The sequence below is a fragment of the Novosphingobium arvoryzae genome (assembly GCF_014652615.1).
In the GTDB taxonomy this organism is placed as follows: domain Bacteria; phylum Pseudomonadota; class Alphaproteobacteria; order Sphingomonadales; family Sphingomonadaceae; genus Novosphingobium; species Novosphingobium arvoryzae.
Window position 1 is genome coordinate 78640 of sequence record NZ_BMZD01000005.1, and the last position, 18420, is coordinate 97059.

The 18420-nt window shown below is 67.9% G+C and carries 14 protein-coding genes; 12 read left to right on the top strand and 2 right to left on the bottom strand.

Annotated features, from left to right (window positions below; translation table 11 throughout):
• Window positions 1–73 precede the first annotated feature (73 nt).
• The 10 genes from IE113_RS11330 (at window position 74) to IE113_RS11375 (ending at window position 14252) form a co-directional block, all read left to right on the top strand.
• Window positions 74–706: a gluconate 2-dehydrogenase subunit 3 family protein gene (locus IE113_RS11330; RefSeq protein ID WP_189541546.1), complete on the top strand. Its 633-nt coding sequence runs from the start codon at window positions 74–76 to the stop codon at window positions 704–706.
• A 12-nt stretch (window positions 707–718) separates the two neighbouring features.
• Entirely contained in the window at window positions 719–2398 is a 1680-nt protein-coding gene (locus tag IE113_RS11335; protein ID WP_189541548.1) for a GMC oxidoreductase, read from the top strand.
• Between the two features lies 1 nt (window position 2399).
• Window positions 2400–3806: an MFS transporter gene (locus IE113_RS11340; protein ID WP_189541550.1), complete on the top strand. Its 1407-nt coding sequence runs from the start codon at window positions 2400–2402 to the stop codon at window positions 3804–3806.
• 63 nt (window positions 3807–3869) lie between these two features.
• Window positions 3870–7232 (top strand): glycosyl hydrolase, encoded by a 3363-nt coding sequence (locus IE113_RS11345; protein ID WP_189541552.1) that lies wholly within the window; start codon window positions 3870–3872, stop codon window positions 7230–7232.
• Window positions 7233–7323: 91 nt separating this feature from the next.
• Entirely contained in the window at window positions 7324–8493 is a 1170-nt protein-coding gene (gene pobA, locus IE113_RS11350) for a 4-hydroxybenzoate 3-monooxygenase (protein ID WP_189541554.1), read from the top strand.
• Between the two features lie 142 nt (window positions 8494–8635).
• Window positions 8636–9919, top strand: coding sequence for an MFS transporter (locus IE113_RS11355; protein ID WP_189541555.1), 1284 nt, complete (start codon window positions 8636–8638; stop codon window positions 9917–9919).
• Window positions 9916–10773, top strand: coding sequence for a sugar phosphate isomerase/epimerase family protein (locus IE113_RS11360; protein ID WP_189541557.1), 858 nt, complete (start codon window positions 9916–9918; stop codon window positions 10771–10773). Before IE113_RS11355 ends, IE113_RS11360 begins: the two co-directional genes overlap by 4 nt.
• Window positions 10774–10790: 17 nt before the next feature.
• Entirely contained in the window at window positions 10791–11417 is a 627-nt protein-coding gene (locus IE113_RS11365) for a gluconate 2-dehydrogenase subunit 3 family protein (protein ID WP_189541559.1), read from the top strand.
• A gap of 15 nt (window positions 11418–11432) precedes the next feature.
• Complete coding sequence (locus IE113_RS11370; protein WP_189541562.1) at window positions 11433–13124, top strand: GMC family oxidoreductase; 1692 nt, start codon at window positions 11433–11435, stop codon at window positions 13122–13124.
• Between the two features lie 12 nt (window positions 13125–13136).
• Window positions 13137–14252 carry a ThuA domain-containing protein gene (locus IE113_RS11375; protein ID WP_189541564.1) on the top strand — a complete coding sequence of 372 codons (1116 nt, stop codon included), beginning with the start codon at window positions 13137–13139 and terminating at the stop codon, window positions 14250–14252.
• Here the strand turns inward: IE113_RS11375 and IE113_RS11380 are convergent.
• Window positions 14249–14905, bottom strand: a complete 657-nt coding sequence (locus IE113_RS11380; protein WP_189541566.1) for a TetR/AcrR family transcriptional regulator — start codon at window positions 14903–14905, stop codon at window positions 14249–14251. The two genes, IE113_RS11375 and IE113_RS11380, sit on opposite strands and share 4 nt — an antisense overlap.
• A gap of 96 nt (window positions 14906–15001) precedes the next feature.
• On the opposite strand from IE113_RS11380, the gene IE113_RS11385 reads away from it, so the two are divergent.
• Both IE113_RS11385 and IE113_RS11390 read left to right on the top strand, forming a co-directional pair.
• Window positions 15002–16153 (top strand): acyl-CoA dehydrogenase family protein, encoded by a 1152-nt coding sequence (locus IE113_RS11385; RefSeq protein WP_189541568.1) that lies wholly within the window; start codon window positions 15002–15004, stop codon window positions 16151–16153.
• 59 nt (window positions 16154–16212) lie between these two features.
• Window positions 16213–17700, top strand: coding sequence for an AMP-binding protein (locus IE113_RS11390; protein ID WP_189541570.1), 1488 nt, complete (start codon window positions 16213–16215; stop codon window positions 17698–17700).
• Window positions 17701–17706: 6 nt separating this feature from the next.
• Here the strand turns inward: IE113_RS11390 and IE113_RS11395 are convergent, their stop codons facing one another.
• The gene (locus tag IE113_RS11395; RefSeq protein WP_189541572.1) at window positions 17707–18420 is read right to left on the bottom strand and encodes an alpha/beta fold hydrolase; all 714 of its coding nucleotides are present in this window, start codon (window positions 18418–18420) and stop codon (window positions 17707–17709) included.

Here is an 18420-nt window from a genome sequence, read left to right on the forward strand (position 1 = left end):
CAGAAGCCCGGCAAGGGGCAATCGCCGCGCGGACGCGGCATGATCGGGTGACTGGGCGGAGAGAGGTTGCGGGATGACCGAAACACAGGAAAGCGGCTGGAACCGGCGCGACTTCATAGGCGGCGCGGCGCTGCTGGCGCTGGCACTGGGGGTGCCGCTGGCAGCGGTGCGGATGTCATCGCTCGATCCCGCGGATGCCCCGACCGAGGCCCAGCGCGGGTTGCTGCGCGAAGTCAGCCAGCTGGTCCTGCCGCGCACCGGCACGCCCGGCGCGGGTGAGGTCGGCGTGGGCGATTTCGTGGCGCTGGCGTTGGCGCACGGCCTCGAAAAATCGCGCCAGCCGCTGGATGACAATGCCGATCCACGCCTGCTGCGCTTCCGTCGCGGCGATGGCTCGCTTGATCACGTGACCTGGCTGGCGGCGGAGCTGGAGCGGCGGGCCGGGATGGACTTCCTGATGGCCGCGTCGGACGCGCGCGTGGCGGCACTGACCGCGCTCGACGCCGAAGCCTTCGGCCCGGAGGCAAAGACGCATCCGTGGCGCACGCTGAAGGCGCTGATCCTGACAGGCTACTACACCAGCGAGGTCGGCGGCGCGCAGGAACTGCGGTTTGAACTGGTGCCGGGACGGTTCGACCCGGATCTGCCGTTGCAGCCGGGCGACCGCGCCTGGTCGAGCGACTGGACCGCGGTCGATTTCGGATAAGGGGCGATGACAATGCAATTCGACGCAATCGTGGTCGGCTCCGGCATCACCGGTGGCTGGGCGGCCAAGGAACTGACCGAAGCGGGGCTGAAAGTCCTGATGATCGAGCGCGGCCGCGAAATCCGCCACCAGCAGGATTACGCGACCGAGATGAAGGCCCCGTGGGAAATGCCCTGGCGCGGGGCGGGCGACGCGGAGCTTTATGCGCGCGAATACCCCGTGCAGATGCTCAACCGGCATTTCACCGAATATACCGAAGGGCACTTCGTCAACGATGCCCAGAACCCTTATGCCAAGGCGGCGGGCACCGATTTCAACTGGTTCCGCTCGTACCAGCTGGGTGGACGCTCGCTGACCTGGGGGCGGCAGTGCTATCGCTGGTCGGACTATGATTTCGGCGCGAACCAGCGCGACGGGCACGGCACCGACTGGCCGATCCGCTATGCCGATCTGGCCCCGTGGTATGACAAGGTGGAAGACTTCGTCGGCATTTCCGGTGCGGCAGAGGGCCTGCCACAGCTGCCCGATGGCCGTTTCCAGCCGCCGATGGCGCTGAACGTGGTGGAAGAACACGCCCGCGCCGCGATCCGCGCCAAGTGGCCCGAACGCTGCCTGACCGTGGGCCGCACTGCCAACCTGACCGAGGCCAAGGACGGGCGGGGCAAGTGCCAGAATCGCTCGATCTGCGCGCGCGGCTGTTCCTATGGCGCGTATTTCTCCACCCAGTCGAGCACGCTGCCCGCGGCGATGAAGACCGGGCGGCTGACGGTGATTACCGATGCCGTGGTCGAAGCGGTGGACTATGATCCCGTCACCCGCCGCGTCACCGGGGTGCGCTATGTCGATACCCGCACCCGCCAGCGCCGCAGCGCCACCGCGCGGCTGGTGTTCCTGAACGCGGGCGCGTTCAATTCGGTGCAAGTGCTGCTGAATTCCGCCAGCGAGGCGATGCCCGGCGGCCTTGCCAATTCCAGCGGGGTGCTGGGCACGCATATCATGGACCATGCCAACACCCTGTCGGCGATGGCGCTGATGCCGGGGTTCGAAGGGCGCACCACGTTCGGCAACCGCCCGACCGGGGTGGTCGTGGCGCGCTATCGCAACCTCGATGTGATGGACGGGGTCGGCCACACGCGCGGCTTCTCGTTCCAGGGCGGGGCGCTGCAAAGCACGTGGAGCGCGGGCAAGCGCGAGGCCGGGATCGGCGCGGACTACAAGGACAAGCTGCGCAGCCCCGGCATGTGGCGGATGGTACTGGTCGGCTTTGCCGAATGCCTGCCGCGCGCGCGCAACCGGCTGACGCTGGACCCGGCGCGCAAGGATGCCAACGGGCTGCCGCTGCTGCGGATCGACTTTGCCTTCGGGCCAGAGGAGCAGGCCGCGCTGGCGCAGGCCAAGGCTGATGCGGCGGACATGCTGGGCGCGGCGGGCGGCAAGGTGCTGATGGGCTTTGACCGCCCCGGCGCGGGCGGCACCGCGATCCACGAAATGGGCGGTGCGCGGATGGGGCATGACCCGTCGACTTCGGTGCTCAACAAGTGGAGCCAGGCGCATGACGTGCCCAACCTGTTCGTCACCGACGGCGCGCAGATGTCTTCGTCCGCCTGCCAGAACCCGTCGCTGACCTACATGGCGCTGACCGCGCGGGCCTGCGCCGCGGCGGTATCGATGCTGCGCGAAGGCAAGCTTTGACATGGCCCAGACCGGAACCCTGACCAAGCGCCAGCAGAACCTGGCGCTGGTGACGCTGATCGTCGCGGTCGTGCTGGAGATCGTCGACCTGACGATCGTCAACACTGCGCTGCCCGCGATCTCGGCCGATTTCGGCGCGGGAGCAGAGGCGGTGCAGTGGATCGTCGCGGGCTATGCGCTCAGCTTCGCGCTGCTGCTGATGGCGGGGGGGCGGCTGGGCGACAGTTTCGGTTACCGCCGGATGTTCCTGTTCGGGGTGGCGGGTTTCACGCTCGCCTCGGCGGCCTGCGGGCTGGCACGGACGGCAGAGGAGCTGGTCGCCGCGCGGCTGCTGCAAGGGGCGACGGGCGCGATCATGTCGCCGCAGGCGCTGGCGCTGATGCAGGTGCTGTTCGATCCGCTGGAACGGGTGCGCAAGCTGGCGCTGTTCGGGCTGGTCGGCGGGCTGGCCTCGATCGCCGGCCCGGTGCTGGGCGGGATCCTGATCGACGCCAACCTGTTTGGCCTGGGGTGGCGGCTGATCTTCCTGATCAACCTGCCGGTCGGGTTGCTGGCGCTGGTTTCGGGCTGGTATTTCCTGCCGGATCGCCGTTCAGCCCGGCCCGCCGGTTTCGACGCGCCGGGCATGGCGCTGTTCGGCGCGGCGGTGCTGGGGCTGCTCTGGCCGCTGACCCGCGCCGAGGCGGGCTGGGGTGCGCGCGAATGGGCCGCGTTGGCCTGCGCCGCGCCGCTGTTCGCGCTGGGTTGGCGGCACGTCGCCGCGCGGGTGGCGCAGCATCGCCCCGCACTGTTCGATCCGGCGCTGCTGGCGATCCTGCCATTCCGGCTGGGCATGGCAATTTCGGTTGCGTTCGCGGCGGCCAATGCCGGGTTCCTGCTGACGTTCGCGTTCGCGCTGCAGGCCGAGCGTGGGCAGTCGCCGCTGACGACCGGATTGCTGCACATGCCGTTCGGGCTGGGCGCGATGATCGGGATCGCGGTGCTGGGGCGCAATTTCCTGCCGCGCTATGGCAAGTGGGTGCTGGTGGCGGGCGGCGCCGCGATGACGCTGGCGGCGGGCGGCGTGCTCGCCGGCATCGGCCTGCTGGCGCTGTCCTGGCCAGTGCTGGTGCCGCTGTTGCTGCTGACCGGGCTGGGGATGGGCGCACTGTCGGGCTGCATCATGCCGGTATCGGTCGCGCAAGTCGGCAACGACCACGCCGGGGCGGCCAGCGCCCTGCTGAAAACCGCCCAGCAACTGGGCGCGGCGCTGGGCATAGCGTTGGCGGGCAGCGTCTATTTCGCGTGGAACAACGCGCTGGGCCTGCCGCCGTCGACCGGGGCGTTCACGGTAATCGGCTTGCTGCTGGCGCTCTGCGTGATCTTTGCCGCGCAATTGCCGGAGAAGATCTTCAACAAGCGGGGATGACCGGCTGAAACCATGGTTTCGCCGCTCGACACGGGCCCGCACACGAATGCCGGGAGAAAAGGGATGGGCTTTCGCAAGGAACTGCTGCTGGCGGGCCTGATGGTGTCAAGCACGCTGCAGACCCCGGCGGCATTCGCGCAGGACGGGGCGCCTGTGGCAGCCCCGCCCGCGTTGGAGCAGCAGTTCCGCGATCCCCCGGCCGAGGCCCGCCCGCGCGTGTGGTGGCACTGGATGAACGGCAATGTCTCGAAGGACGGGATTGCCAGGGACCTGGCCTGGCTGGCCGCTGTCGGGATCGGCGGGGTGCAGAACTTCGACGCCAATCTGGCGACGCCGCAAGTGGTCGACCGGCGGCTGGTCTATATGCAGCCCGAATGGCAGGAAGCGTTCCGCTTTGCAGTGCGCGAGGCGGACCGTCTCGGGCTGGAATTCGCGATTGCCGCCTCGCCCGGCTGGTCGGTCACGGGCGGGCCGTGGGTGCCTCCGCAGGACGGGATGAAAAAGCTGGTCTGGGCCGAAACGCGGCTGGCCGGGGGCAAGCGCTTTACCGGAAAGATCGCCACCGCGCCGGACGTGACCGGCCCCTATCAGAACCTGCCGTTCGCCGAGATGATGCCGAGCCATGCCGGCGGCGATGCGGTGAAGCCGCGGGCCAGCGGCGTGGTCGCGGTGCTGGCCGTGCCACAGGCCGCGCCCGCCCTGCCGGTCCCGGCTTATGCCACCGATACCGGCACGGCGCTGGCGGCGGCGGCGCTGAGCGATGCGGACCTGACGAGCACCGCCGAACTGCCGCTCTCTGCCGACAAGTTCGGCGCGATAACGCTGCGCTATGACCGGGCCGTCACGGCGCGGTCGCTGCGGGTGTTCATTCCGGGGCTGAAATTGCCGTTCCGGGGCGTGCCGCTGCGCGCCGTGCTGGAACGGCGCGACGGCGGTGATTGGCTGGCGGTCAGCAATGTTGCGCTGTCGGGCGTGCCGACCACCCAGAGCTTCGCCCCGGTTACCGCGCAGGAATTCCGCCTGCGATTGCAGGACAGCAACGATCCCGGCAGCCTCGACGTGCTCGATGCCGCGCCGGGGGCGCAGACGGTCAATTTCTTCGATGTCGGGCCGCTGAAATCGGTGCAGGTGGGCGACCTGCAACTGTTCGGTGATGAACAGGTGGACCGCGCGGCGGAAAAGGCCGGGTATGAAACCGTGCCCGATTACCACGCGATTGCCGCCACCGCTGGCGCGTCCGCCGGGTTCGGTAGCGATGCGGTGATTGACCTGACCGGGCGGTTGAGGGCCGATGGCACGCTCGACTGGACCCCGCCAAGGGGCCGCGACTGGCGGGTGTTGCAGTTCGGCTGGTCGCTGACCGGCAAGACCAACCACCCCGCCACCCCCGAGGCGACCGGGCTGGAAGTCGACAAGTATGATGGCGGGGCAGTGCGGCGCTATCTGGAAACCTATCTGGGCAAATACCGCGCGGCGCTGGGCGATGACCTGATCGGCCAGCGCGGCTTGCGCGCGCTGCTGACCGACTCCATCGAAGTCGGCAACGCCAACTGGACCCTGGCGATGGAAGCGCAGTTCCAGGCCCGGCGCGGCTATGCGCTGCGTCCTTGGCTGCCCGCGCTGGCGGGCGTGGTGATCGGATCTGCGGCGGATACCGACCGCTTCCTGTTCGACTATCGCCAGACGCTGGCCGAATTGCTGGCCGACCAGCACTACGGCACGGTCGCCAAAGTGGCGCGCGAACAGGGCCTGATCGTCTATGGAGAAGCGCTGGAGGACAAGCGCCCGATGCTGGGTGACGATCTGGCGATGCGGGCCCACGCCGATGTGCCGATGGCGGCGATGTGGACCTGGCAACCGGGCAAGCCGCTGCGCACCACGCTGCTGGGCGACTTGAAAGGCGCATCATCGGTCGCGCACGTTTACGGCAAGCGCTTTGTCGCGGCGGAATCGATGACCGCGGTCAACTCGCCGTGGGACTTTGCCCCGCGCGATCTGAAGCCGGTGATCGATCTGGAATTCGCCCACGGCATCAACCGCCCGGTGATCCACACCTCGGTCCACCAGCCGCGCGACGACATGCAGCCGGGGCTGTCGCTGGCGATCTTCGGCCAGTACTTCAACCGCCACGAAAGCTGGGCACCGCTGGCCCGGCCGTGGATCGATTACATCGCGCGCACGTCCTATCTGCTGCAACAGGGCCGCAACGTGGCCGACGTGGCGTGGTTCGTGGGCGAGGATTCGCCGGTCACCGCCCTGTTCGCGGACAAGGTTCCAGACGGCCTGCCAAGCGCGCATGCCTATGACTTCATCAACGCGCAGATGCTGGGCGATGCGCTGTCGGTGGATGGTCGCGATGTGGTGTCGAAGGGCGAGGCGCGCTACCAGGCGATCTATCTGGGTGGCACCTCGCACCGGATGACCTTGCCCACGCTGCGGCGGCTGGCGGCGCTGGTGCGCGGCGGGGCGACGCTGATCGGGACGAAGCCCACCGGCACCCCCAGCCATGCGGACGATGCCGCCGAATTCACTGCGCTGGCCGATGCGCTGTGGGGCGGGGATAGCGGCGCGGGCCGGGTGCTGCCGACTGCCGACATCGATTCCGCGCTGGCGAGCGTGGGGATCGCGCCGGGTCTGCGCGTGGAAGGGGCGAGTGCGGGCGCGCGCATTCCATTCGTGGAGCGGGAGTTTGACGGCGGGCGGCTGTTCTTCCTCAGCAATCCGGGTGCGCAAGCCGAAGCCATCACCGCGCGGTTCCGCGTCATGGGCAAGCGGCCGGAACTGTGGAACGCGGAAACCGGCACGGCCCGCCCGCTGGCCTATCGCACCGAAGGCAGCGAAACGGCGGTGCCGCTGACGCTGGCCCCGGACGATGCGGTGTTCGTCGTGTTCCGCGACGCGGCCACCCAGCCCGCGCTGGACCTGCCCGCCGCCCAGCCGGTCATGGCCGGGACTATTGCGGGGCCGTGGACCGTATCCTTCCAGCCGGGGCGCGGCGCACCCGCGCGGGCGGTGCTGGATAACCTCTCCGCGCTGGAGGACAGCGATGTGCCGGGCATCCGTTATTTCTCTGGCGTGGCCAGCTATGCCAACACCTTCACCGCGCCGCGCGGGTGGCAGCCGGGTCAGCCGCTGTGGCTCGATCTGGGCGAGGCGCGCGACGTTGCCGAAGTGTGGGTCAATGGCCGCAAGGTCGGCGGGCTGTGGCGCGCGCCCTGGCGGATCGATGTCGGCGCGGCGGCGCGCAAGGGGGCGAACACGCTGGAAGTGCGGGTCGCCAACAAGTGGGTCAACCGCCTGATCGGCGATGCCCAGCCGGGGGCGGACAAGGTCGCGCGCCTCGCCGCGCCGGGCTACCGCGCCGATGCGCCGCTGCGTCCGTCTGGGTTGCTGGGGCCGGTCACGCTGCTGGTGGCGCCGCGCTGATCGAAAAGTGCAAGTTTATGGATCAAACCGACATGGCCGGATGGGGCGGTCCGGGTTAGCCCCGTCCCCATAACAACGGGAGATGCGTTGCATGAAAACCCAGGTTGCCATTGTCGGCGCTGGTCCGGCCGGCCTGTTCCTTGGCCATTTGCTGCGGGCCGAGGGCATCGACTGTGTGGTGGTGGAACGCCAGACACCTGATTACGTCCTTTCGCGGATTCGCGCCGGGGTGCTGGAACAAGTCACCGTCGGGCTAATGGAACGGCTCGGCCTCGACGCGCGGCTCAAAGCCGAAGGGCTGGTCGAGGAAGGCTTCAACCTGGCCGATGGCGAACGCCTGATCCGGATTGATGTGGCGGGCCTGACCGGCAAGACCGTGGTGGTCTATGGCCAGACCGAGATTACCCGCGACCTGATGGACGCCGCCCCGGCGCGCGGATTGCCGGTGCTGTACGGCGCGGAGGACGTCGCGGTCCACGCCATCGAGAGCGACGCGCCCTTCGTCACGTTCCGCCACGACGGCGCGGATCAGCGGCTCGACGCGCGCTTCGTGGTTGGCTGCGACGGGTTCCACGGCCCCAGCCGCAAGGCGATCCCCGCCCGCGCCGCGCGCGAGTTCGAGCGGGTCTATCCGTTCGGCTGGCTGGGCATTCTGGCCGATGTGCCGCCGTGCAATCCGGAACTGATCTATGCCAACCATGAACGCGGCTTTGCGCTGGCCTCGATGCGCAGCCACACCCGCAGCCGCTATTACATCGACGTGCCGCTGACCGAGAAGGTCGAGGACTGGTCGGATGAGCGGATCTGGGATGAGCTGGCGATCCGCCTCGGCCCCGATGCCGCCGCCGGGATGACGCGCGGGCCCTCGATTGAAAAGTCCATCGCGCCGCTGCGTTCCTATGTGTTCGAACCGATGCGCCACGGCAGCCTGCTGCTGTGCGGGGACGCCGCGCATATCGTGCCGCCGACCGGGGCAAAGGGCCTGAACCTCGCCGCCAGCGACGTCCATTATGCCGCCGAAGCGCTGACCGCGTTCTTCAGGCGCGGCGATAACGATGCCGTGATCGGTTACTCCGCCAAGGCGCTGGCGCGGGTGTGGAAATCGGAACGGTTCAGCTGGTCGCTGACCAAGCTGATGCACCGCTTCCCCGAAGACGGCCCGTTCGAACGCGCGATGCAGGTGGCCGAACTGGATTACATCGCCAGCAGCGTGGCCGCGCAGACCACCATCGCGGAGAACTATGTCGGCCTGCCGGTGTGATCGCCTGACGCTCCGTCCCGCCGGATCGATAGGGCGATATCTGCCCGATCAATACCGCAATTCCAGTATGTCCGGATGGCTTCCAGCTTGATACTCCCCCGCCACCAAGAGGCGCGTGATGCGCCCGGTGGGGGAGAATGCAATGCCGGGGACCACTGACAATCGTCGCGCCATCTACTGGGTCTGCGTGCTGGCGCTGTTCACCGCCGCGCTGGCCAACTCGTTGCGCGCGGGCGCGGCGGGCGCGCTGAAGACGGCGCTGCTCGATCCAATCGACGCGCAGCATTCGGGCGAGATGATCGGGACCGTGCTGGGCAGCTCGTTCCTGGGTTTTGCACTCAGCCTGCTGGTGATCAGCCCGCTGCTTGACCGGGTCGGCGCGCGGCGGGTGGTGCTGTTCGCGGCGTTCTGCTTCGTTGCGGGTCCGGCATTGGTGCTCATGGCGCCGCTGGCAAGCGGTTCGGTCTATCTGCTGCTGAATCTCGCGATGGTGATCTGGGGCTTCGGCTGGGGCGCGACCGAGGCGTCGATTAACCCGGTGACCGCCACGATCTATCCCGATGACCAGACCGGCAAGCTCAACAGTCTGCACGCCTGGTGGCCGTTCGGGATCGTGGTCGGCGGGCTGACCAGCGTGGTGCTGTTCAGCCAGCTGAACCTTGACTGGCGGCTGGCGGTGGCGCTGCCGATCCTGCCGGGGATCGTGCTGGGGCTGTGGGCGCTGCGGGTCGATTTTCCGCAGACCCAGTGCGCAGTGCAGGGCGTCAGCTTTGGCGATATGCTGGCCGAACCGTTCAAGCGCCCGACGTTCTGGATCTTTTTCGCGATCATGTTCCTCACCGCCTCGGCCGAACTGGCGCCGGGGGCGTGGGTGGACGTCACGCTCAGCCAGACGGTCGGGATGCCGGGCATTCTGGTGCTGGTCTATGTCTCGGCGATCATGTTCGTGATGCGGCACTTCGCGGGCGCGCTGGAGCAGCGCTTTTCCGACATGGGGCTGCTGCTGATCTGCACGCTGCCGGCTGCGGCGGGGCTGTACCTGCTCAGCACCGCGAATTCGCCGCTGACCGCGCTGGTCGCGGCGACGCTGTGGGCGCTGGGGGTGTGCTTCATGTGGCCGACGATGCTGGCGGCAGTATCGCGGCGGTTCCCGCGCAGCGGGCCGTGGGGGATCGGGCTGGTCGGCTTTGCCGGGGCGATGGCGATCTATTTCGTGCTGCCGCAGCTGGGCCGGATCTATGACGATGCCAAGCTGGCCAAGGCTGGCGGGCAGGAGGCCTTTGCCGCGCTGGAATCCGGTTCGCCCCAGTTGCAGGACGTGCTGGCCTATGCTGCCGAGACTTCGTTCCAGACCATCGCGGTGATCCCGCTGGTGCTGTTCGTGGTGTTCGGCGTAGTCTGGTTGATGGAGCGTAATCGCACATGAAAGTCGGGATGAACCTGCTGCTCTGGACAGGGCACGTGACCAAAGAGCACGCGCCGCTGCTGGGCGCGCTGAAGCAAACCGGGTTCGACGGGGTTGAAGTGCCGGTGTTCGATGCGGCAGACCCTGCGCATTACCGGCGGCTGGGAGCTTTGCTGGACGATCTGGGTCTGGCGCGCACGGCGGTGGCCCTGATCCCCGATGCCGCGCACAGCCCGATTTCGCCGGATGCCGCCGTGCGTCAGGCCGGGTTCGAGCATCTGGCCCGCGTGGTCGATTGCTGCGAGGCGCTGGGGGCCGAAGTGCTGGTCGGGCCGTGGTATCAGCCGCTGGGGGAATTTTCGGGCACCGGGCCGACGCTGGCAGAATACGAGCGCTGCGCCGAAGTGCACCGGCGGATTGCACCGCTGGCCCGCGCCGCGAACCTGACTTGCGCGCTGGAAGTGCTCAACCGCTTCGAATGCCACCTGCTCAACACCTGCGAGCAGGCCGGCGCCTACCTTGACCTGCTGGATGAGCCGGGTTTCGGCATCCATTTCGATACGTTCCACGCCCATATCGAGGAAGCCGATTCCATCGCCGCGCTGACCGGGGCGTGGGGCCGGGGCCAGCTGGCGCACGTCCACATCAGCGAGAACGATCGCGGCACGCCGGGGCGCGGGCAGGCGCGTATCCGCGAGGCGATCAGCGCGCTGAAAGCGCTGGGCTATGACCAGTGGCTGACCATCGAGGCATTTGGCGGAGCGGTCCCCGAACTGGCCGCCGCGACGCGCGTGTGGCGCAAATTCTTCGCCTCCGAGGAGGAGGTGTACACCCAGGGCCATCGCTTCATCCGCGATTGCTGGGCGCAAGGCTGAGGACGGGAGACGACGCGATGGAGGATTTCGCCATGATGGCCCCCATGATCGACAGGCGCGGGCTGATGCAGCGCGCGATGCTGCTGCTGGGGGCGACTGCGCTGGCCGGGTGCGACCTGCTGCCGGGATCGGGTGCGCCTGCCGCGCTGGCGGCGGACCGGTTGAAGCTGCTCGACGCCTATGCCGACACGCTGCTTCCGGCAACCGATACGCCCGGCGCACTGCAAGCCGGCGTGCCCAGGGTGCTGGCGCAGATGTATGCCGACTGGGCGAGCGCGGAGACGCGCGAGGCCCTGTCCGGCGCGCTCGACCGGCTGGATGCGGCGGCCAGACGGCAGACGGGCAAGGCCTTTGCCGAACTGGCCGCAGCCGATCGGCTGGCGTTCCTGGCCGCGCATGACAAGGCTGCGTTGGCCCCCGTGCCGCTGGCCCCCGATGCGCCCAAGGGGTCGCTGTTCGAACCGGTCATCTCGGTGGCGGACGTGGGCTATCACAAGCTGAAGGAACTGGTGCTGGTGCTGTTCTACGCCAGCGAGGCAGGCCTGACGAGCGACCTGTCGTACGAGCACGTTCCCGGCAAATGGCAGCCGTCGATCAAGGTCACCCCCGAAACCCGTCCTGCCGCCGCTTTCGGCATCTTCTGATCTGGAGCAAGCCTGATGTCGTTTGATGCAATCGTGATCGGTTCGGGGATGAGCGGCGGGTTCGCCGCCAAGGAGCTGTGCGAGCGCGGCCTGAAAGTGCTGGTGCTGGAACGCGGCAAGAAAATCGATCCGGCGACCGATTACACCGACCACCTGATGCCGTGGGAATTCCCGCTGAACAACCGCGTGCCGGAAGAGGAAGTCGCGCGCGACTATCCGGTGCAAAGCCAGTGCTATGCCTTCAGCCAGGCGACCAAGCAGTACTGGCCCAAGGACAGCGAGCAGCCCTATTCCACGCCGGACGGCAAGCCGTTCAGCTGGATTCGGGGCGATCATCTGGGCGGGCGTTCGGTCATGTGGGGGCGGCAAAGCTATCGCCTGTCGGAAATCGACCTGTCGGCCAATGCCAGGGATGGCCACGGGGTCGACTGGCCGATCCGTTATGCCGATCTGGCACCGTGGTATGACCACGTTGAAACCTTCATTGGCGTCGCCGGATCGAACGAGGGACTGGAGCAACTGCCCGATGGCAAGTTCCTGCCCGCGTTTGAACTCAACGATGCCGAAAAGCAGTTCAAGGCGGCGGTTGAAGGCACGTTTCCGGGCCGCAAGGTGATTTCCGGGCGCACGGCCAACCTCTCGGTCGCGCAGCCGCAGCATGAGGAGCTGGGGCGCACGAGCTGCCAGAACCGCTCGATCTGCGAACGCGGCTGTCGGTTCGGGGCGATGCATTCCAGCCTGACCGCATCGCTCCCTGCGGCAGAGCGCACCGGCAACCTGACCATCGTGACCGATGCCATCGTCCACTCGCTGGTCCACGATCCCAAGACCGGCCGGATCACGGCGGTCAAGGTGATCGACGCCAAGACCAACGAGGGCCGCACCTATGCGGCGAAGATCTTCTTCCTCAACGCCTCGACCATCGGCACCGCGCAGATCCTGCTCAATTCCGCCAGCGAGGCCAACCCGCGCGGGCTGGCCAACGGGTCGGACCAGGTCGGGCGTAACCTGATGGACCACCTCTATGGTCTGGCCACCGTGGCGATGTTCCCGGGGCCGCAGGACAGCTATTACAAGGGCCGCCGCCCGACCGGGCTCTATATCCCGCGCTTCCGCAACGTGACCGAGGAGGCGGACGGCTATGTCCGCGGATATGGCTATCAGGGCGGGATCAGCCGCGCCGGGTGGAAGCAGGGGGCGATGACGCCGGGCGCGGTCGGGGCGGATATTCGCCAGAAAGCCAGCCAGCTTGGCCCGTGGATGGGCTTCATCGCGGGCTTTGGCGAAGTGCTGCCCAACCCGGACAACCGGGTGACGCTGCATGCCACCCGCAAGGACAAGTGGGGCATCCCCATTCCGCATATCGAATATGCCATTGGCAAGAACGAGCAGACCATGATCAAGCAGATCCTGGCCGATGGGAAGGCGATGCTGGAAGCCGCCGGGGGCAAGGTCGTGGCGCAGGCCGATGCCGCTGCCACGCCGGGGCTGGGCATCCACGAAATGGGCACCGCGCGGATGGGCCGCGATCCGAAGACGTCGGTGCTGAACGGGTTCAACCAGGCGCATGAAGTGCCCAACCTGTTCGTCACCGATGGCGCGGCGATGACTTCGTCCGGCTGCCAGAACCCTTCCCTGACCTATATGGCGCTTTCCGCCCGCGCGGCGCATCATGCGGTCGAATTCCTGAAATCGGGCAAGTTGTAAGGAGACGGCGCGATGACCCGCTTGAAACTGATCGGTCTGATGGCCGCGCTCGGCACCGCACTGGCGGCCATGCCCGCTGCGGCGAGAACCGCGCCGCTGCTCGATTGCCCGCTGCGCGATGCGCCGTTCTCGGTCGATGCACCGCTGGTCGACATCCTGCTCAACCCCGCCGCGCGCCGCTTGGCGACCGAGGCGACCGGCAAGGACCCCGGCAAGGATTACTTCATGCCGATGGGCACCGCCGCCCCCACCTTCGCATCGATCCTGACGATCCGCGACGCGGCGGCGATTGTGGGCATGGACGCGGGCGTGCTCCCCGCGCTCGATGCAAAGCTGCGCGCCTTGCCGGTGACGCGCGAAGACAAGGTCGCCCGCTGCGCCCGCTATGACAATGACCGCGTGGCCGTGCCGAAAGGCGCTGCCAAGGCCCCGCGCGTGCTGCTATTTGAAAAGATCAACGGCTTTCGCGATGTCCCCTCGGTCAACTCCGCCCGCGCCGCGCTGACGGCGATGGCTGAGCGCAAGGGCTGGCAGATGGTCGTCACCGAAAAGGGCGGCGCGTTCAACGCCGCGACGCTGGGCAAGTTCGACGCGGTGATCTGGAACAACATTTCGGGCGACGTCCTGACCCTGACCCAGCGCAAGGCGTTTCAGGCCTTCCTGAAGCGTGGCGGCGGCTATGTCGGCATTCATGGTTCGGCGGGCGATCCGGTCTATTTCTGGGACTGGTATCCCGACACCCTGATCGGCGCTCGCTTTGCCGGGCATCCGATGGACCCGCAGTTCCAGGAAGCCCGCGTGGTGGTGGACAAGAGCCACCCGCTGGCCGGGCGCCTGCCGGCCGAATGGCGCATGACGGACGAATGGTATTCATTCCGGAACAACCCGCGCGCCACCGGGGCCAGGGTGATCCTGTCGCTGGATGAAAGCACCTACAGCCGCACGGGCCGGTTCGGCGGCAACCTCGACATGGGCGATCACCCAATCGCGTGGACCCGCTGCATCGGCAAGGGACGGATGTTCTATTCCGCCATCGGCCACCTGCCCGAAACCTACAGCCATCCGCTGAATGTTGCCCTGCTGGAAGACGCCATCGGCTGGGCCGCGACGAAGGGCGCGCAGTGCTAACGCAATAGCCCGCGCACGATCAGGCTGGCGGCGGCCTCGATGGTCCGCGCCAGCCCGTCCGGTTCCTTGCCGGTGCGCGGGCTGACGGCCGCCATCAGCGGGCGCAGCGCCACCAGCGCGCCCGCGCCGTGGGCCAGCAGGGTGAACGGCACGGTGACATGGACATCACGGAACACGCCCTGCGCCTGCCCTTCGGCCAGCAACGCGGTGAACGGCCAGTCCTGACCACGAAAGAATGTCTGGACGATATAGTCCAGCCGCTCGCCCGGCTGGGTGCCCTCGATATTGACGACCTGGATGATCGCGGGAAATTCGGCCAGCGATTCCAGGAAATCGATGCAGGCGGCCAGCATCCGGTCTGCCACGCTGGCGGCGGCGGGCAGGGCGCGCGTGGTGGCGATCATCCGGCGGTTGAGCCGCATCATCCCGTGATCGACCGCCGCGATCCACAGCGCCTGTTTTGACCCGAACCGCATGGCCAGCAGCCCGTGGCTGATCCCGGCGGCGCGGGCGATCTCGCGGATCGATGCGCCTTCGAACCCGCGCTCGGCAAAGGCGGCCAGCGCCACGTCCAGGCAGGCATCCTCCGACAGGGCGGGGGCATCGCCTTGCGCGGGGCGGCCCGGTCGGCGTTGGGGCGGCGGGGTGGTCATGGATCAGCCATAGCACGCCAGCGTGAAATTAAATAGACAGTCGTATAATTAAGTGGCATCCCGGTGGGCATAACCAGACCAGACCCGGAGAGCGCGATGCCCGCCACCGATGCCGAACTGATCCAGCGCGCCCGCGACCTTGCCCCGCGCATCCGTGAACGCGCGGCCGAGACGGAGCGCCTGCGCCATCCGCACGATGAGTCCATCCGCGACATGATCGAGGCGGAACTGATCCAGATGTTCGTGCCCCGCCGCTTCGGCGGATCGGAAGCCAGCCTCTCCACCATGCTGGAAGTGGTGGAAATCATCAGCGCGGCCTGCCCCTCCACCGGCTGGATCGCGGCGTTCTACATCAGCCACATCATCTATGTGACCAAGTTCCCGCAAGCAGGGCAGGAAGAGCTGCTGGGGCCGAAGGGCTATGTCCTGCTCCCCGCCGCCGCCGCGCCGGACATGGCCGCGCGCAAGGTCGATGGCGGGTGGATCGTCAGCGGCCGGGTGTCGTGGGGATCGGGCATCGCCCACGCAGACTGGGTGATGATGAGCGGCAAGGCCGAAGACGGGATGCGATCCTTCGTCATGCCGGTGGACGCGGTCGAGGTGGTCGACGTGTGGAACTATGTCGGCATGGGCGGCACCGGCAGCAACGATTACATCGCGCGTGAGGTGTTCGTGCCCGATCACCGCACCATCGCGCGTGAATCGCTGCAGGACGGGTCGACCGAAGGCTCGCGGCTGTATGACAATCCGCTGATGTCGATCCCGTTTATGGTCTCGGCCTATTGCACCATCGTGCCGGTGCTCACCGGAGCCTTGGTGGGCGCGCTTGCGGCCAGTCAGGACATCGTCGCGCGCCGGGTGCGCAACTTCAGCGGCGTGGTGGTCGGGGACCAGCAGATGGCGCACATCACCTTGGGCGAACAGGAAATCGCCACACGGATCGCGACCGACATGGCGCGCGTGATCTATGGCCGGGCCGAGCAGATCCTGCACAGCCGCCCCTTTACGGTGGAGGACCGGCTGGAGATGAAGGGCCGCGTTGGCTGGGTTTCAAAACACTGCCGCGACAGCGTGAACGCGATGATGGCCGCAGCAGGCGCGTCCAGCTTTCACGAAAGCCAGCCGCTTCAGCGCATCTGGCGCGATCTCAACATGGTCTGCTCGCACGCCTTCTGGGATTGGGACGCGACCCGCGAACTGACCGGGCGGCAGCATCTGGGGCTGGCGCTCAATCACCCGCTCGTCTGAGTATTTGTAAATTTAATTGACTATTGATCCCGCGGCGCGTGTGCCGCATGTCTGGCACCATGACCGACGCCCACAACGCCACGATCCGCGCCGCCGGCCCTGCCATCACCCGCGCCACATTGCTGGACCGGGTCGAGCGGACCGCGGCGGGGCTGGCCGCACTGGGCGTGACTGCCGGGGAGCGGGTTGCGCTGATCCTGCCGAACTCTGTCGAATTCATCGAAATCTCCCTCGCGGTGGGGCGGATCGGTGCGTTTGTGGTGCCGATCAACTGGCACTTCAAGCCGGGCGAGATCGAATACCTGCTGGATGACAGCGCCCCGCGCGCGCTGTTCGTCGCCGACACGCTGGCCGCATCGCTCCCCGCCAGCTGGCACGCCCGCATCCCGACTTTCGCGGTAGCCACGCCGGACGGTGCCGCTACCGGCCTGCCGGGTTACGCCGACTGGCGCGATGGCTTTGCGCCCTGCGATCTGCCGCGCCAGCTGGCCCCCGGCAGCATCGTCTATACTTCTGGCACGACCGGGCGGCCCAAGGGGGTGCAGCGCGTGCCGGCGAGCGCAGAGCAGCAGGTGCGGATGCAGGCGCTGCGCTCGGCGATGTACCAGATCACGCCGGACAGCCGGGTTGCGGTGCCGGGGCCGCTTTATCACGCCTTTCCCAACCAGATGGCGCTCCACGCCGCGACGCTGGCGGCGCATCTGGAGATCATGCCCCGGTTCGATCCCGAAGCCTTCCTGGCGCTGGTGGAGCGGGAACGGATCACCTCGGTCGGCCTCGCCCCGATCATGTTCGTGCGGCTGCTGCGGCTGCCAGAGGCGGTCCGCAAGGCCTATGACCTCTCCTCGCTGCGCTGGGCGATCCACGCGGGCGGGCCCTGCGCGCCAGACGTCAAGCGGGCGATGATCGACTGGTGGGGGCCGATCATCGCGGAATATTATGGCGGCACCGAAACCGGCCCGCTGACCCTGTGCGACAGCGCGGAGTGGCTGGCCCATCCCGGCACCTGTGGCAAGCCGGTGGCCGGGGCGGAGCTGCGGATTGTCGGCCCCGACGGGCACGACGTGCCGCGCGGCAGCACCGGCGAAATCTATGGCCGCCTGCACGACTATCCCGATTTTACCTATCGCGGCGATCCGGCCAAGCGCGCCGAAGTGGCGCTGGGCGACCTGATCACGCTGGGCGATGTCGGCTATCAGGACGCAGAGGGCTACCTCTACCTCTGCGACCGGGTGCGCGACATGGTCGTGTCCGGCGGGGTCAACATCTATCCGGCCGAAGTCGAGGGCGCCTTGTTCGCGCTCGATGGGGTGAGCGATTGCGCCGTCATCGGGGTGCCCGATGCGGAGTATGGCGAGGCGGTCGTCGCGCTCGTCAGCGGCACCGGCCTTGATCCGCAGGTGTTGCGCGCCCAGTTGAAGGACCGGATCGCCGGATACAAGGTCCCGCGCGAGATCGTGATCGTCTCCGCGCTGGAGCGCGACGCATCGGGCAAGCTGCGCAAGGGCGGGCTGCGGGATCGCTACCTGGCCGGATGGCGGGGGTGACCCGCCCTACCGGCTGATCGCCAGCCAGTCCGCCAGCAGTGCGTTGACCGTAGCGGGTTTTTCCAAAGTGACCAGATGACCGCAATCCTCGATCACGGTCAGGCGGCAATCGGGAATCGCGGCGAGCATTTCCGTCTGGTGCGCCTCGGTGGCAATGCCGTCCTGTCGGCCCCAGATCAGCAGCGTCGGGCAGGGGATGGTGGACAGGGACAAGCGGCTGTCGGCCCGCGCCATGATCGCGCGTTGCTGGCCCAGAAACCGTTCCGCCCCGGTATCCTGCGCCATGCGGCGGACCACGGCCAGCAAGCCCTCGTCCTCGCGCCGGGCGGGGTGGAGCAGGATCGGCACCCGTTCCTCCACCACGGCATCGAACCGGCCGGCTTCGACCAGCCGGATATAGCCCTGCCGTCGCTCGGTCTGGGCGGGCTGGTCGGCAGGGGCGAGGGTGCTGAGCAGTGCCAGGCTGCGCACCCGCTGCGGCGCGCGGCGCAGCACTTCGAACGCCACGAACCCGCCCATCGCGTGGGCCACCAGATCGAACCGCTCCGGCATTTCCGCCAGCAGCCGCGCGGCCATGGCGCCGATGCTGTCATCGCGGCCATGATCGGCGATGCGGATGTCATAGTCCGGGCTCAGCGCGGCGATCTGCGGCGCCCAGCACGCGGCGGTGAGCAGCTGGCCGGAGACGAGGACGACAGCGGGGCGGGTGGCTGCCGCCAT

Bases quoted from the DNA above. Each gene is read 5' to 3' on its own strand.
- IE113_RS11330 (WP_189541546.1), top strand. From the start codon at position 74: ATGACCGAAACACAGGAAAGCGGCTGGAACCGGCGCGACTTCATAGGC.
- IE113_RS11335 (WP_189541548.1), top strand. From the start codon at position 719: ATGCAATTCGACGCAATCGTGGTCGGCTCCGGCATCACCGGTGGCTGG.
- IE113_RS11340 (WP_189541550.1), top strand. From the start codon at position 2,400: ATGGCCCAGACCGGAACCCTGACCAAGCGCCAGCAGAACCTGGCGCTG.
- IE113_RS11345 (WP_189541552.1), top strand. From the start codon at position 3,870: ATGGGCTTTCGCAAGGAACTGCTGCTGGCGGGCCTGATGGTGTCAAGC.
- pobA (WP_189541554.1), top strand. From the start codon at position 7,324: ATGAAAACCCAGGTTGCCATTGTCGGCGCTGGTCCGGCCGGCCTGTTC.
- IE113_RS11355 (WP_189541555.1), top strand. From the start codon at position 8,636: ATGCCGGGGACCACTGACAATCGTCGCGCCATCTACTGGGTCTGCGTG.
- IE113_RS11360 (WP_189541557.1), top strand. From the start codon at position 9,916: ATGAAAGTCGGGATGAACCTGCTGCTCTGGACAGGGCACGTGACCAAA.
- IE113_RS11365 (WP_189541559.1), top strand. From the start codon at position 10,791: ATGGAGGATTTCGCCATGATGGCCCCCATGATCGACAGGCGCGGGCTG.
- IE113_RS11370 (WP_189541562.1), top strand. From the start codon at position 11,433: ATGTCGTTTGATGCAATCGTGATCGGTTCGGGGATGAGCGGCGGGTTC.
- IE113_RS11375 (WP_189541564.1), top strand. From the start codon at position 13,137: ATGACCCGCTTGAAACTGATCGGTCTGATGGCCGCGCTCGGCACCGCA.
- IE113_RS11380 (WP_189541566.1), bottom strand. From the start codon at position 14,905: ATGACCACCCCGCCGCCCCAACGCCGACCGGGCCGCCCCGCGCAAGGC.
- IE113_RS11385 (WP_189541568.1), top strand. From the start codon at position 15,002: ATGCCCGCCACCGATGCCGAACTGATCCAGCGCGCCCGCGACCTTGCC.
- IE113_RS11390 (WP_189541570.1), top strand. From the start codon at position 16,213: ATGACCGACGCCCACAACGCCACGATCCGCGCCGCCGGCCCTGCCATC.
- IE113_RS11395 (WP_189541572.1), bottom strand. From the start codon at position 18,420: ATGGCGGCAGCCACCCGCCCCGCTGTCGTCCTCGTCTCCGGCCAGCTG.